This is a genomic window from Bacillus aerius (assembly GCF_029894105.1).
Lineage (GTDB): Bacteria > Bacillota > Bacilli > Bacillales > Bacillaceae > Bacillus > Bacillus altitudinis.
In genome coordinates, this window is record NZ_JARYHO010000001.1 from 633506 (window position 1) to 648901 (window position 15396).

General features: G+C 42.3%; 15 protein-coding genes and 1 pseudogene. 11 read left to right on the forward strand and 5 right to left on the reverse strand.

Annotated features, from left to right (window positions below; all coding sequences use genetic code 11):
• Nucleotides 1-585 precede the first annotated feature (585 nt).
• From M2353_RS03270 to ablB, 3 genes are read left to right on the forward strand one after another with little or no spacing between them, the layout of a single operon-like run.
• The gene (locus M2353_RS03270; RefSeq protein WP_148944437.1) at nt 586-1317 is read left to right on the forward strand and encodes an ATP-binding cassette domain-containing protein; all 732 of its coding nucleotides are present in this window, start codon (nt 586-588) and stop codon (nt 1315-1317) included.
• Nucleotides 1318-1320: 3 nt separating this feature from the next.
• Nucleotides 1321-1515, forward strand: coding sequence for a hypothetical protein (locus M2353_RS03275; RefSeq protein WP_148944438.1), 195 nt, complete (start codon nt 1321-1323; stop codon nt 1513-1515).
• A gap of 15 nt (nt 1516-1530) precedes the next feature.
• Complete coding sequence (ablB, locus tag M2353_RS03280) at nt 1531-2376, forward strand: putative beta-lysine N-acetyltransferase (RefSeq protein WP_041506664.1); 846 nt, start codon at nt 1531-1533, stop codon at nt 2374-2376.
• On the opposite strand, the gene M2353_RS03285 is transcribed toward ablB, so the two are convergent.
• Entirely contained in the window at nt 2371-4029 is a 1659-nt protein-coding gene (locus M2353_RS03285; RefSeq protein WP_045034425.1) for a PucR family transcriptional regulator, read from the reverse strand. The two genes, ablB and M2353_RS03285, sit on opposite strands and share 6 nt — an antisense overlap.
• A 191-nt stretch (nt 4030-4220) precedes the next feature.
• On the opposite strand from M2353_RS03285, the gene M2353_RS03290 reads away from it, so the two are divergent.
• From M2353_RS03290 to M2353_RS03305, 4 genes are read left to right on the forward strand one after another with little or no spacing between them, the layout of a single operon-like run.
• Complete coding sequence (locus M2353_RS03290; protein WP_284724940.1) at nt 4221-5585, forward strand: aspartate aminotransferase family protein; 1365 nt, start codon at nt 4221-4223, stop codon at nt 5583-5585.
• 12 nt (nt 5586-5597) lie between these two features.
• The gene (locus tag M2353_RS03295) at nt 5598-6284 is read left to right on the forward strand and encodes a CoA transferase subunit A (protein ID WP_039168513.1); all 687 of its coding nucleotides are present in this window, start codon (nt 5598-5600) and stop codon (nt 6282-6284) included.
• Nucleotides 6260-6925, forward strand: coding sequence for a 3-oxoacid CoA-transferase subunit B (locus M2353_RS03300; RefSeq protein ID WP_041506661.1), 666 nt, complete (start codon nt 6260-6262; stop codon nt 6923-6925). Before M2353_RS03295 ends, M2353_RS03300 begins: the two co-directional genes overlap by 25 nt.
• A 14-nt stretch (nt 6926-6939) precedes the next feature.
• A complete protein-coding gene (locus tag M2353_RS03305) occupies nt 6940-8205 on the forward strand; it encodes a peptidase (protein ID WP_284724941.1) in 1266 nt (421 codons plus the stop codon).
• A 220-nt stretch (nt 8206-8425) separates the two neighbouring features.
• On the opposite strand, the gene M2353_RS03310 is transcribed toward M2353_RS03305, so the two are convergent.
• A complete protein-coding gene (locus M2353_RS03310; protein ID WP_284724942.1) occupies nt 8426-8647 on the reverse strand; it encodes a YgaP family membrane protein in 222 nt (73 codons plus the stop codon).
• Nucleotides 8648-8772: 125 nt separating this feature from the next.
• Here M2353_RS03310 and M2353_RS03315 point away from each other — a divergent pair, with 125 nt between their 5' ends.
• Nucleotides 8773-10515 (forward strand): adenine deaminase C-terminal domain-containing protein, encoded by a 1743-nt coding sequence (locus tag M2353_RS03315; protein ID WP_284724943.1) that lies wholly within the window; start codon nt 8773-8775, stop codon nt 10513-10515.
• A 531-nt stretch (nt 10516-11046) separates the two neighbouring features.
• Nucleotides 11047-11361: a YerC/YecD family TrpR-related protein gene (locus M2353_RS03320; RefSeq protein WP_007496879.1), complete on the forward strand. Its 315-nt coding sequence runs from the start codon at nt 11047-11049 to the stop codon at nt 11359-11361.
• Nucleotides 11362-11440: 79 nt separating this feature from the next.
• Here M2353_RS03320 and M2353_RS03325 read toward each other — a convergent pair whose 3' ends face one another.
• Nucleotides 11441-11956 carry a DUF3916 domain-containing protein gene (locus tag M2353_RS03325; protein WP_045034428.1) on the reverse strand — a complete coding sequence of 172 codons (516 nt, stop codon included), beginning with the start codon at nt 11954-11956 and terminating at the stop codon, nt 11441-11443.
• A 93-nt stretch (nt 11957-12049) separates the two neighbouring features.
• Nucleotides 12050-13629, reverse strand: a pseudogene (locus tag M2353_RS03330) (FMN-binding glutamate synthase family protein).
• 139 nt (nt 13630-13768) lie between these two features.
• On the opposite strand from M2353_RS03330, the gene M2353_RS03335 reads away from it, so the two are divergent.
• Entirely contained in the window at nt 13769-13999 is a 231-nt protein-coding gene (locus tag M2353_RS03335; RefSeq protein ID WP_017366762.1) for a hypothetical protein, read from the forward strand.
• Nucleotides 14000-14022: 23 nt separating this feature from the next.
• Here the strand turns inward: M2353_RS03335 and M2353_RS03340 are convergent, their stop codons facing one another.
• A complete protein-coding gene (locus tag M2353_RS03340; RefSeq protein WP_284724944.1) occupies nt 14023-14394 on the reverse strand; it encodes a DUF2283 domain-containing protein in 372 nt (123 codons plus the stop codon).
• Between the two features lie 282 nt (nt 14395-14676).
• Here M2353_RS03340 and pcrB point away from each other — a divergent pair, with 282 nt between their 5' ends.
• Entirely contained in the window at nt 14677-15369 is a 693-nt protein-coding gene (gene pcrB, locus M2353_RS03345; protein ID WP_008344257.1) for a heptaprenylglyceryl phosphate synthase, read from the forward strand.
• Nucleotides 15370-15396 lie beyond the last annotated feature (27 nt).

Here is a 15396-nt window from a genome sequence, read left to right on the forward strand (position 1 = left end):
ATCAAACGTACTTAATCAAAAAAAATATATACTTTTGTTTCTGTTTAGTAGTATTTTGACGTATTCACTAATTTATCAACATGTTGATACGGGTATAAATTCCATAGTTGATGATATTCTCAAAGCTGCAGGATCGGATATGAATTCATTAGAATCTGAAGGGTTAAAAAAAATTGAGTTAATACTCACTAGTGTTTATTTTCAATTACCTATGCAACTTATTACAAGTTTAATAAACTTATATGCGATTGGTATTTTATATTATATTTTCAACAAGATTGTAAATATTTTTAAAGGTAAGAAGGCTGAACTTACTTACTCAGGAATTGTCGATATACTTTATTTTGGTCTGTATATTCAAGTAGTTGATCTCTTAGTACAATCTATCATTATGATAAGTTCTAATACTTCTTTAGATTTCTATCAAAATTCATGGTCCTCATTATATTGGCTATACTTTATTTTAATACAAACTTCGTTGATTCTAACACTTTTCAAAAAGAAATATAATATTCTATATTCTCCTGCTATTTTCTTTATCATTCTAATTTCAATTCAATGCATGATAAGGTTCGGTGATTTATTTTGAGTTTATTAAGTGTTAGAAATCTAACTAAGATATTTGATGGAAATAAAGTTGTTTTAGATCATATCTCTATGGAGTTAAAAGAGAATGACATCACATTTATATTGGGTTCAAATGGAGCGGGTAAGACCACATTATTACAGATCCTTTTAGGGTTAATTCAAAAGCAGGAAGGTGATATTTTATATCAAGGTAACAACTTAAGCTATCCTTTATCTAATGAATTCAAAAAGAAAATTGGTTATATTTCAGATCAACCTTTGTTAATTGAGTATTTAACAGCCTTGGAAAATTTGGAATACATCAGTTATATATATAATATTAAATTTTCTCGAAATGATTTCAATGGAATTTTACAAAAATATGGATTAACTGAGATAGATGATAAATTAGTAAAGAATTTTTCTCGAGGAATGCGTACAAAATTAAATCTATGCTTCTTAGATATTATTAACCCAGAGATTATCTATATGGATGAGCCTACAATTGGACTAGATGTCATGAGCATTCAATATTTAACATCTAAAATTTTAGAATTCAAAAAAGAGGGTAAAACGTTCCTTATCACATCTCATGATATGGCATTTGTTATGCAACTTGCGGAACATATTTATATAATCCATGGTGGGAAAATTAAAAAAATGGACGATTTTAAAAATCATCCATCGTATTCTTTAAAAACATTTAATGAACATATCGAATCAAACATAAATTCAATGAATGGTGGTTAAAACATGGTTATTAAAACATATATCATTGGTGTATTAGTCATACTTATTTTATTTCTCATAGCCATAAATAACATCATGTTGACTGCCATTAAGCAGAATGAATTGAAAAAAGGCGTAGCCATTAGTTATATGATCCTATCCATTTTTTCTGGCATTGCTATTTCTTCATTTTTAATTTGGAAGTTTTTCATTAGCTAAGAGGGGAATGAGTGTATGGTGCAATTGAAGAAACTTGCAAACGAGCGTTTTTCTGCTTTGATCTGTATGGATCCATTTAACGAGCGAATTCGTTTGGATGACTATAGCGGCAGGGTGCAGGATGTGATTCAGTCCGTGCTTCAGGAAGCGGCGGACTGCAAGGCGTCTAAGGTTATTGTAAAAGTAAGGCGCGAGCATATGCCTCTTTTTTTAGCAAAAGGCTTTCGGCTTGAAGGCGTGTTTTCTCATTATTTTCTCGGAAGTGATGCGTACGGCATGTCGCTCTTTCTGACCGAAGATCGAATGAACAGCCCATTTTGGCTGAAGGAAGATGAAATGGTTGCGTCTATTCAAGAAAAGCCGATGAAAAAAGACCAAGGCGTGTGGCAGGATGAGTATGTGATGAGGAAAGCCGGTCCAGAGGATGTGCACAAGCTGGCAGCGCTCTATGATACGGTCTTTGAAACGTACCCCACGCCAATGAACGAGCCAGATTACATCCGAAAGGTAATGGAGGAAGGGACGGTTTTTTATGCTGTTGAACATGACGGTCAACTTGTAAGTGCCGCTTCTGCTGAAATCAATGTACCGTATGGTCATGCAGAATTAACAGATTGTGCAACCCTTCCGACATACAGAAAACTAGGATTCATGCATCATTTGATTCTAGCCCTCGAACAAGAGCTTCAATCCATGCACATTTATGTCTTTTACTCTCTTGCCCGTGCACTGTCCTATGGAATGAATCAAGTATTTTATCAGCTCGGGTATACATACACCGGACGCTTTCAAAACAACTGCTATATTTTTGACAAAATTGAAGATATGAATCTATGGGTCAAAACGCCAAATGAATCATGAAATGGTTCTCATCTGATCAAGCAGACCAGATAGGCGGTACGCCATGATACTCAGCTGCAGCTTCATCCGATCATCAGTGGATTTGAGGCTGCAGCCTGTTCTCGTTTCAATTTGTTTCAACCGGTAGCTTAACGTATGCCGGTGAATAAACAATTCCCCCGCTGACTTTTGAATATTTTCATTGTGTGCCAAATACACTTCGAGTGTATGAATCAGGTCAGCTCCTTGTTTTTTTGTATAAAGCAACGGGCTTAACAGCTCCACATAAAAGTCATGCAAATTCATTCCGGCTTCGTTCATTTCAAGCAGCATCCCATATAGGCCGAGCTTCTGATAATGAATGATGCTGTCATCTGTTTTCAAAAGAGGAAGAAGCCTTGCTGCATACTGGGCTTCTTTTGCACTTTTAGCAAAGAGACTGATCTGGTCGTAGGCTCTTCCAATGCCAATCACAATGGGATGGACGGGGAAAAAATAAGACCAAGTACTGCGGCATTCTTCTGATGCGCGATACCAATTTGTTTCTTGATACGTGTTTTTTCCTGCGGGTGTCAGAACGAAAATGGAATCAAGCCTTGCCTTTAATAAAAAAGGAATTTGTCTGCGCTCAAAAATGGATGTGAGCAATTGGGATAGGCGCTGCACCATTTGATGATCGAGCTGTGTGTGCTGATGCTGAAATTGAAAGTAGATGACGACTTGTTCTTCGCTCATATCATATTGCAGCTTTCTTGCTTGTTCGATGACATAACTTTCTTCTGTGTATTGCTGTTGCAGCATATCATCCAATAAATGCCCCTGCATTTGGTTTTCTGTATCTTGAATGGCTTTTTGTTTCAACCATTCAATCGCATACACCGCACCGGCATGCTCAATGGCGATGGCATCGAGATGGTGCCACGTCTCTTTTTTCTTTAACGCCACAATGAACCCGAAAATATCCCCCATTGCAATCACAGGGCATGCCGCTAGAACAAACGCACCATATGTGTCATAGACGAGCCGGCCTTTTTCCTCTGCCTGCTTGAGCAGAGAAGAGGTTTCAATCGGTTCGTCATCTGTTAGAAAGCCAAAAGCAGGAGAATAGGTCACTTCGTCTGTTTCGAGATGAGCTGCTGTTTGGTGCAAAAACACATCCAGTACGACGATATTTGCCGCGGTGAGATGTGCCAGTTCATCTGTAATTTGTGTGACATTTTTATTGCTCACATTTAAATGGGTCAGTCTTTGATGAATCGCAGAAGAATATTTGAGCTGATGGAGCTGACTGCTGACGATTTGTTCTAGAACGGCTTTTGTGATGTCTGAAAAATTGACATGGGGCGGAATCTCGATGAGCGGAATATCGCTATTTTCGGCGGCTTCAATGAGTGATGCGGGAATTTCCGTTAAGTACACGCCTTTATAGATGGCAATGGCTGAAAGACGATGAGATTGAATCAATTTTTCAAGCCGGATGCGTCTTTCTTTATTTTCTGTCAGTCCAAACCCAGTTGTAACAAGTAATTCTCCTTCGGAAAGTCTAGACGTGTCCTCAATAATTTCCACAATGGTCACCCACTGGATAAGACGATCCAGTCCATTTTCTCCAGCAAGCAGTTTGGTTTCTTTCATCATATCGAGCGAGAGTGCATCTTTGACGAGAATCGCCATAGACTCATGACCTCCTTTTGAACACTCTTATACACCATGTATAAAAAACACATGTGAAATTCGGGCATATGGCGAATGGAGGATGACTGCCCTCTTGATTAAGCTAATCTTATACCAAGTATACAAAATTTTCTTGCGATTCATGTAAAAAGAAAAGTGCAGCTGCTGACAAGAGAGGGAGGAATGACAAAGTGGAGACCCGGGATTACTTAATCAAACCGATGTTAAATCAGCAATATCCTGTGGCTGTGAGAGGAGAGGGGATTTATTTATATGATCGGGACGGAAAAAAATATATAGATGGCTCATCAGGGGCAGTCACGGCAAGTATTGGACATGGCATACAAGAGATTATTGATGCGATGACGGAGCAAGCGAAAAAGGTGAGCTTTACGTACAGATCACAATTTACGAATGAACCAGCGGAAGAACTAGCGTATGAATTGAGTACACTTTGCCCAGGTGATCTGAACTGGTCTTTTTTTGTAGGGAGCGGTTCAGAGGCAACGGAGACTGCTATGAAAATGGCGATTCAGCATTGGCAGGAGCAGGGGAAGACGGAAAAAAATCATATCATCTCAAGATGGATGAGTTACCACGGCATTACATTAGGGGCGCTGTCAATGTCAGGTCATATTGCAAGGAGAGAGCGCTTTGAACCACTGCTTGAAAAGCACCCAGTGCTGTCACCGCCCTATAGCTACCGGTCATGGCTGCCAAAGGAAGACAGCAAGCAGGTCGAGTGGTATGTCCAGGAATTTAAGACCGTCATCCAGCGTATAGGAAAAGAGAGGATCGCCGCATTGATTGCTGAACCGATTGTTGGCGCAGCGGGAGCGGCGCTCCTGCCGCCAGACGGTTATTTCGAAGCAATGAAGCGAGTCTGTGAAGAAAACGACATTTTATTGATCGCAGATGAAGTCATGACGGGCTTTGGACGAACTGGAAAAATGTTTGCGATGGAACACTGGGGCACGGTACCAGATATCATGGTTCTCGGAAAGGGCATGAGCGCAGGTTATTCTCCAATCGCAGCAGTTGTCTCAACGGATCGTGTGATGGCACCGATTATCAGCGGCTCCGGCTCTGTCATGGCAGGGCACACATATAGTGCCAATCCGCTTTCAGCAGCTGTTTCATTAGCGGTCATTCGATATATGAAAAAGCATCAGCTTCCCGAACGGGCTGAACTTTCCGGGCGATACATGATGAATGCTTTAAAAGATCTGCAAGTAGCCCATTCCATCATAGGAGATGTGAGAGGGAAGGGATTGCTTATTGGCATTGAGTTTGTCGCAGATCGTTTATCCAAAACGCCATTTCCTGCACATGCTCAGATAACCAATCTCGTCGTTGAAACGGCAAAACAAAATGGACTGCTTGTGTATCCAGCAAGCGCTGGAGAGAATGGAGTCGGAGGCGCAGCGGTTATGATCGCACCGCCGCTTTCCATCACACAGCAGGAAATGGATGAACTGATTGATAAATTCGGCCAGACCATCACACAAGTCGAACAAGAAGTAATCAATCGAGGGTTTTTCCCATCTGCTATGTAAGGAGGAACGAACATGAACAAAACTGTGGGTTTGGATGAAGTGATGACGCGATTAAAAGATGGCATGACCATCATGTTTGGCGGATTTGGCGGCGTGGGTTCACCACCATCGTTGATTGATGCCATTTTGGAAGCAAATATTCAAGATCTGACATTGATCGGAAATGATGCAGGTTTCCCGCAAATTGGTGTGGGCAGGCTCATCACAGAAGGAAGAGTGAAAAAAATCATCGCCTCCCATATCGGCTCAAATCCCATTGCCGGACAGAAAATGCAGGCTGGTACATTAGACGTTCATTTTTATCCGCAGGGCATTCTTGCAGAAAAAATCAGAGCAGGCGGAATGGGGCTAGCGGGCATTGTGACAGATGTTGGGATGGATAGCCTGAATCTCGATGAGAAACAATTGGTTCAACTGAATGGGAAGAATTATATGTTAGAGCCTGCGCTTACAGCGGATATTGCCATCGTCAATGCTTACAAAGCAGATGAAGTGGGAAACCTGATTTTTGATAAAAGCGCACGGAATACAAACCCGATTGTGGCGATGGCAGGAGACTGGACCATTGCGGAGGCAGAAGAAATTGTGGCAGCGGGGCAGCTTGATCCAGAAGAAATCGTGACGCCAGGCGTATTTGTGAATCAAATCGTGCAATCAAAAGGAGTGAACTGGACATGGGCATGGGAGACATCGATTTAAGACACCGCATTGCCAAAAGAGCAGCTCAAGAAATTGAAGATGGCATGATTGTGAATCTTGGGATCGGTATTCCGACCCTAGCAGCAGATTACATTCCAGCACATTATGAGGTGTGGCTGCATGCAGAAAACGGCATTATGGGGGCAGGAGCCTCGCCTCTGCAAGGGGAAGAAGATCCGAATTTGTGCAATGCCGGTGGTTTTCCCATTACGTTGACAAAGGGCGGCTCGTACATGGACAGTACGACTGCTTTTGGCATCATCCGAAAAGGCATGCTGGATATGACGATTTTGGGTGCACTTGAAGTAAGCAGCCAAGGGGATCTTGCCAATTGGATTGTACCGGGGAAAAGAGTACCGGGTATGGGCGGAGCGATTGAGCTGGCGCAAAAAGCGAAAAAAGTGGTGGTGGTGATGAGCCATCTGGATAAACACGGTCGATCTAAAGTGAAATCGGCTTGTACATTGCCGTTAACCGCTAAAGCGTGTGTCGATTTGATTATTACGGATATGGCGGTCATTGAGGTCAAGTCTCAGCTGCTCATTTTACGTGAAGTCATGCCACCATTTCAGCCGGAAGATGTCATAAGGGCGACTGAAGCGCCATTAATTTTAGCGCCTGATGTCAAATCTGTTGTGTAGAAAGGATGAACGACTTGCAGCCAATGACACGTATTAGAAACTGGATGAAAGACCATCAGGATGAAGCCATTACGCTTCTTCAGCAAATGGTGCAATGTGACAGCACCCAAGGAAATGAAGAAGACGTGCAGCAGATCGTGGCCAATAAACTGTCCGCCATTGGCTTTGATGTAGACGTTTGGGAAATTGGCGGCGATGAATTACTAGAGCATCCTTATTTTTATTCCCCGCGCCGATCTTTTCAAGGGAGTCCCAACGTTGCTGGGCGATTGAAAGGAAAAGGTGGCGGCAAATCGATTTTATTAAACGGGCACGTAGATGTGGTTCCGGCAGGAGATACGAATCAATGGACATATCCACCTTACAGCGGGCATATCATAAACGGGAGACTTTATGGACGCGGGGCAACAGATATGAAAGGTGGAAACGTTTCTTTACTCTTTGCGCTTGAGGCACTGCATGCGCTTCAGATTCCCCTGAAAGGAGATGTGGTGTTTCATAGTGTCGTCGAAGAGGAAAGCGGTGGAGCAGGCACACTTGCTGCGATATTGAAAGGGTACACAGCGGATGCTGCCATCATTCCAGAGCCAAGTCATATGAACATTTTTCCGCTTCAGCAAGGATCAAAGTGGTTCAGGCTGCATATTAAAGGAAGGGCAGCTCATGGCGGAACAAGGTATCACGGTGTTTCTGCTATTGAAAAGAGCACGGTGGTCCTTTCTCATATAGCGGCACTAGAAAAAGAAAGAAATCAGCGAGTGACGGAGCCGTTGTTTCAGCATATCCCGATTCCAATTCCAATCAACATTGGGAAAATTCAAGGCGGTGATTGGCCGTCCTCTGTCGCAGATCTTGTCACAATGGAAGGCAGGCTTGGTGTGATGCCAGGTGAGACAGTTGAGCAGGCAGAGAAGGAATTAGAAAATTGGATGACTGGACTCGCTGAAAAGGATGATTGGTTTCAAGAACACCCTGTGGAAGTGGAGTGGTTTGGTGCTAGATGGCTTCCAGGGTCAATCGACTCTGATCACCCGCTTTTAGGTCTATTGAAGGAACAATACGAAGAGGTCATGCAGCACCCGCCAAAGGTAGAAGCCGCCCCTTGGGGGACAGACGGCGGATTACTGTCACAAGCAGCGGATATCCCAATCATTGTGTTTGGACCTGGAACAACAGAGCTTGCCCATTTCCCGAATGAATCCATTGAGATCAAACATGTGATTGAAGCAGCAGAAATCATTGCTGGTACGTTGGTCAAATGGTGCGAAGCAGCGGAATAATTCACACACAAAAAAAGAAGGCTGTCTACTCAGCCTTCTCCATCGTGCAGATAAACCCTCGCATTCGCCCGCTGGTCTGTGCGCCGGTGCTCACGAATGTAACATTCGCTCCGCTCCGGTGCTCGCCCTTCCTAGACTTCAAGGGTTTTCATGTCACGCTGAAAGGAAGACAAAGGGATAAAATATTTTAGCCCTTTGTCAACGATCTGACGAAGGCTGTCTACTCAGCCTTCTCTTTATGTGTATTCTGCTGTTCACACATATAGGTCATTGGACAAAAACGAAGAATACCAGAGCCCAATTTTAATCCGCCGAGCATGATGCCAAAAAGCAGCATTTTACTCCATGGTTTTCGAGCATATAAGGATCCAGCTACAGTACATATCGTCATTCCGCAGGCAATTCTCATGAGCGCTTCCATTAAGCCAAGATTAGGTTTCATTGCAAGTGATTCTCCTTTTTTAAATTATTTTAAGTGTGATTTCAAGAAATTGTAACGTTTCATTAATGCGTAACGTGGTTCGTTATGTTACGATAGGGCTAATACAAATGAAGGAGAGTATGTGAATGTCCGAACGTACTTTTAATTGGAGAAACAATGACATCCGCACACAAATCGATGTAGTCGACTCAAAAATAGTTCCAACACTCCTTTTAACGAATGGACTCGTGCTAAACCCGTTTTTGAAGCAATGGGTGAAGGCAAATATTTGGATACATGATGATCGAATTGTTTATGTCGGAGCAGAGCTTCCTCAAAATAAATCAGCTAAACGTGTGATTGATTGTGAAGGTAAATACATTGTGCCGGGGTATATTGAACCTCACGCGCATCCGTTCCATATTTATAATCCCCAATCACTTGCAGAATATGTGTCTCAATTTGGCACAACAACGATGGTCAGCGATAACTTATTTCTTCTTTTGCAAAGCAATGAAAAGAAAGCGCTTTCCACTCTATGTGAATTAAAAAAACAGCCATTTCAGTACTTCTGGTGGTCCAGATACGATCTTCAAACCGAGGTCAGGTATGAAGATGAGATGCTTCCTATTAACTATCGGAAAGAATGGATTGATCATCCCGACGTCCTTCAAGGCGGCGAATTAACGAGCTGGCCAAGATTAATGGACGGTGATGATCTCATTTTATATTGCATGCAAGAAACGAAGAAGCAGAGAAAACGAATTGAAGGGCATTTCCCTGGGGCTTCTGAGAAAACGCTAACAAAAATGAAGCTGTTTGGAGCGGACAGTGATCATGAAGCAATGAATGCAGACGATGTGTTCAAACGCTTGTCTCTAGGTTATCATGTGTCCTTGCGTCATTCTTCCATCCGCCCAGATTTAGTGAACATTTTAAGGGAATTGCATGAGCGTGACTTTAGGCACTACGATCACTTTTTCTATACAACAGATGGATCAGCGCCTCACTTTTATGAAGAAGGCATGATCAATCGTCTCATTTCCATTGCCCTTGAAGAAGGCGTGCCTACTATTGATGCGTACAATATGGCGACTTTTAACATTGCGAAATACTATCAAATTGATGACTTATTAGGCGTGGTCGGTCCTGGCCGATTGGCTTCTTTGAATATTTTAGATGATCCGATGAATCCAAATCCAGAAACAGTGATTTCTAAAGGGGTAATCCTGAAATTAGAGGGGGAGAACCAGCATCAATTCCAAGAGACAAAATGGGAAAATGGTGGGCTTGAACCATTAGATTTAAGCTATGACCTGACAATGAGTGACTTGCAATTCTCAATGCCGCTTGGTGTCAAAATGCGAAATTCTGTCATCATGGAGCCCTATACAGTGGAGATTGATAACTCTGTCAACCAGCTGTCCTGTGACCATGATCAAAGCTTCTTCAGCCTGATTGATCGAAAAGGCGAGTGGCGCGTGAACACAATGTTAAAAGGATTTGCAAACAAGGTGCAAGGGTTTGTCAGCTCATTTTCAACCACTGGTGACATTTTAGTGATTGGGAAAAATAAAGATGATATGATGCTCGCTCATAAGCGAATGAAAGAAATTGGCGGAGGAATCGTGCTCACAGAAAACGGAAAGATTTTGCATGAAATCCCGCTGCAATTATCAGGCTGTGCATCAGCTGAACCGTTTGAAACGGTTCTTCAGCAGGAGCAAACGTTACGCAAGCTACTCATTGAGCGAGGGTATCCATTTGACTGCCCAATTGATACACTTGTCTTTTTCCAAAGCACACACTTGCCGTATATTCGAGTGACACCAAGAGGAATATTTGATGTCATGAAAAAAACTGTACTCTTTCCGTCTATAATGCGTTAAAATATAACAGAGTGGAGCTGTATCATATTTGCTAGATTTCTGACCGCTGTTATAGGGCAGGAGTGAGCAATGGATCTCTTCGCTGCTAGATATGGTGACAAAGCATAGGGCTTTGACATGACGAATGAAGTGCCCAATTGTAAAATGAATCTGTCGGTTACGCTGGCCGACCAACATATTTTGAATAATTAAGCAAGGCGGGGCGCAGGTTTGTTGTCTCGCCAAGCTTTCTACACATACTGTTTTTTAGGGAAAGACTTAACAGAGCAGAAGTGTTCTAGATATCGGAGGCAAACAAGTTTGTCAGATTGTCGCACAAGGAATATGACAAAACTTGTCGAATTTGTTTACGATAAAGAAGCTTCGGCTTACGAAAGAACCTGATGGCATTTTCAGCGTAGAACCAAACCTGTCATGATTCGTTCAAAGCTCATTGCTGAGGTTGAAAAAAATGAGTCAGGAAAGATACCGCTTTCTCGGAAAAGTCAGTGCGGAGCGGTGTGCCAATAGTAAAGGAGAAGATGTATAAAGATGCAAATTGATAAATTAAGGGGCAAAAGCTTAGATCAGCTATTCAACTCCATCTTATCCCTTAAAGACCTGGAAGAATGTTATCGATTTTTTGATGATTTGTGCACCATCAATGAAATCCAATCTTTATCACAGCGTCTTGAAGTAGCGCGTATGCTTCGCGAGGGAAACACGTATCATAAAATTGAGACGGAGACAGGTGCAAGCACTGCAACCATCTCACGAGTCAAACGCTGCTTGAACTACGGAAACGATGCCTATACAATGGCACTTGACCGCGTAGCAGAGCAACAAGCAACGGACGAAACAAAATAAAGCAGCTTTCACTGCAGACATTCTTTATGATTTGTCGTTTTGAAGTTGAACAAATAGAGCCATTTCAGTTGAAATGGCTCTATTTGATATCATCAAGTTCTCCCATAAACCATCGTTCACCTTCATAGGACACTTCATCGTCATCAGTGATCACTTCCTTAAAACCGATGGTTCGCATATTTTGCGCAACAGATAAATCCCATTCTTTTTGAATATTTCTCTGATCAGAAAGGGGAAGCCATGTCTGATACTCATCTTGTCTGTTGAAGAAATCTTTCACATAAGAATCCCCTTTAAACACAATGATTTGTGAATGCCATAATCCAGGCAGATCGACTGCGACCACGACACGATATATGTCCCCGTCGTTTGGTTTCAAATCAATGAGATGCTCAGCTCTATTCAATAGAGTTTGAATGCATAGACGTTTGATCTTTTTCGGTGTTCTGTTGGAAGTCATAAAATCATAAGCCGCTGGTAGAGGCAGGTGCCAGTAGTCAGAAACATTCTCTGGAAACGACTGCGTATTTGCGTTCATTTCTTTTATGATCTGTTGAGTCTTTCGTTTCATACCGCGGACCTTTTTTTCACGCATACTCTTTCTCCTTATCAAAGATCTATTAAGTTCTTTATACGTGATTGAGCAAGAATGTCAACGAAAAAAGGTGTGGAAACGCACCTTTTTAAGCTAGACAGACTGCTCTGTGCCTGAGAACATAGGGACTTCACTTGTCTGGCCGTTTTCTTGTCTAAAAATAATATGTTTTTCGTTAAAATGAATAGGTGATTCAATTCCAGCTGCTGCGCATAAATTAAACAAACCTTCTCTAAGGGACAGGATATAATTGCAGACGCGGTATTTCTTTTCTTCAATGGATAAACCCTTTTGCAGCTTTGGATCAGTTGTGGCGACCCCGACTGGGCATTTATTCGTGTGGCATACTTGCGCCCGAATACAGCCAACCGAGAACATCAAGCCCCGTGCGATATTGACAAAGTCAGCACCCATGGAAAGGGCAATCGCAATTTTATCAGGTGAGAGAAGTTTGCCAGAAGCAAAGAGTTTTACCTGATCTCTGACACCGTATTCCTTCAATATTTGATGAACCATTGGGAGTGCCGTGAAAATCGGCAGCCCTGCGGCATCTGCCAATTCATGAAAGGATGCACCAGTGCCGCCTTCTCCGCCATCCACTGTAATGAAATCAGGATGCCTTCCGCTTTTTTTCATGTACGCTGCAAGTTCCTCAATGTTTTCTTTATGTCCGACCACAAGCTTGATGCCGACAGGCTTTCCGCCTATACTTCGCAACTGTTCAATGAAATCAAACATATCAGGAATGGAGTGGAACATCTCAAATCGATTTGGACTATCAATGGATTGGTGGGGCGGCAATTTACGGATGCTTGCAATTTCTTCGGTGACCTTTTCACCGTCAATATGTCCGCCGCGTGTTTTAGCTCCTTGAGCCAGCTTCAGCTCAAAGGCTTTGACTTCCTCGTGCTCGCTTTTTTCTTAAACTCTTCAAAGGAAAAAGCGCCATCCTCTGTTCTCACGCCAAATAGACCAGGCCCAATCTGGCATATAATATCGGCTCCGCCTTTGAGGTGATAGGGAGAAAGCCCGCCTTCACCTGTGTTCATCCACGTACCGCCAGCCATCTTTAATCCTGAGGATAATGCTGTAATGGCCCTATCGCCTAAAGATCCGTAGCTCATGGCTGACTGACCAATCAGGCCTTTTACACGGAAAGGCTTTTGACATGTGTGCTCGCCTATCACTTGTACATCGTCTTGATGGAGGTAGTAAGGTTTTGCTTCGACCTCTTTGGTATGTTCACTTCTTCTCAGTAAATTGTCTTGATCGATCTGATACACTTTTGTTTGGATTTTTTCAGATTGATCGATGCGTAACTCATCTCGCTGCTTTGGAAATAGGACGTTGCGAATATAGTAACCAGGCTTGTCAAAATCACGTTTTGATCCAAAGCCCATTGTCCGGCTTTTGTACTTCCCAGACATGACAGCTTGCTCGTATTCTCTTCTTGAGAAAGGAAGCTCCTCTCGATCATTTAGAAACAGATATTGACGAAGCTCAGGTCCTATTTTTTCAAAAATAAACCGTAGCTTTCCAATGACCGGATAATTTCGTAGGACAGAATGCTCTTCCTGTTTTTCATCTCGCATCCAAATCCAGATGAATAAAATGATTGGTATGATGAAAAAAATCACTAATAATGCGCCAATGACAATGAAAGTTGTTGTCACGAAAATCCCCTCTTTTCTCTATCATTACTGTTGTTATTCCACTTTTCATTGAAAGAGAAACCACTTCAACAGATTGTGACGTTTAGAAATGAAAAGGCGGGGTAACTTACAAATAAGATCATAAGGGGAGGGAACATACATGAATAAGCGTCCGAATGCGTATGTACTTGCAGGATTAGGGGTTGGTGGTGCAGTGTTATTAGCAGTGAAAAATAAACAGCATCTCAAAAAATGGGCAAGCATGTTCCGATCAGATGAAAAGGTTCCTGAAAAAGCTGGTCACCCTGATCCGTTAGATATTCAAGACAATAAGATGGTCGATGAAGGGGCCATGACATCTGTTCATTATTTTAATGAAGTGAGACAATAGTTTAGAAAAACCGTTTTGACCATTCAAAACGGTTTTTTCTTGTCTTTTTTTTTGATGTGATATCGAAGAGGATCGACAATCGTAAAACCGATCAACCCTTCGTGATCAGGCGTCGAGAAAAGAAATTCAATGCCCGATAAATGATAGGTTGAGAGAACTTCCTGATCCGTAAAACGTAACGAAAGCTCGTCCTCATAAACGGGTGTGTGCTTCAAAACCTCGGCTTCTTCTGCAAATAACTCCAGCCCAGCCACTCGGCCCTCTTTGTCGATGTCTACGTTCACACATTCATTCACGTCTAATTCAATGGTTTCTTTGATTGTCCCGATTCGAGGCGGGATGAGATAGATGTATCCGATGTCGATCGTTTGATCATATGTGATGGTTCTTTTCAAATCATTCACCTGCTTGGTCGATAGTAAAATGTTCCTTTCATGTATAATATCATGTGATGAGATGAAGTAGCTCTCATTTCAGTTCAGCACGAATATATTGATCTCCCTCAGCTCCTCTTGAAGTGGAGCTTTTCATATAGTCTCCATTCACCTCGCCTAAAGTGAAAATCGACTATTTTCAAAAGAATGAAACTTTTAGCTGAAGGAGGTTACCCATTTTTTGCGGTGTCTGATTTTGTTATAATATTTAAATGGAATGAAACGAATGGAGGAACGTTTTTCATGTATGATGTTACCGAGTGGAAGCATGTCTTTAAACTCGATCCAAATAAAGAGATTTCCGATGAACAACTTGAAGCGATTTGTGAATCCGGTACGGATGCCATTTTAATTGGCGGCAGTGACAACGTGACAGAAGACAACGTGCTGCAACTGATGTCAAAGGTGCGCCGCTTTCTTGTGCCATGTGTCCTTGAAATCTCGACACATGAGATGATTGTGCCTGGCTTTGACCTGTATTTTATCCCCACTGTGTTAAACAGCGCTCATCCTGATTGGATTGTTGGTCTGCATAAGGATGCGATGAAGGAATACGGTGATTTGATGTCAATGGAAGAGATTGTGCCGGAAGGATATGTCATCTTAAACGAAGAGTGTAAAGCGGCTAAGCTGACAGAGGCCAATACGGCACTCGATATAGATGACGTAAGGGCATATGCGAGAGTAGCAGAGCACTTGATGAAACTGCCCATCTTTTATTTAGAATACAGCGGGACGCTTGGAGATATAGAGCTTGTGAAAGAAACCAAAGCAGTGCTACATGAAACGGTTCTATTTTATGGCGGCGGTATTGAAAGCGAAGAGCAGGCGAAAGACTTTGCACAGCACGCAGACGTTGTCGTAGTGGGAAACGTCATTTATGACAATTTTAAAGAAGCGTTAAAGACAGTCGACGCAGTGAAAAAGTCATCATAGTCAAACAAGACGAAACGGGTTAAAATA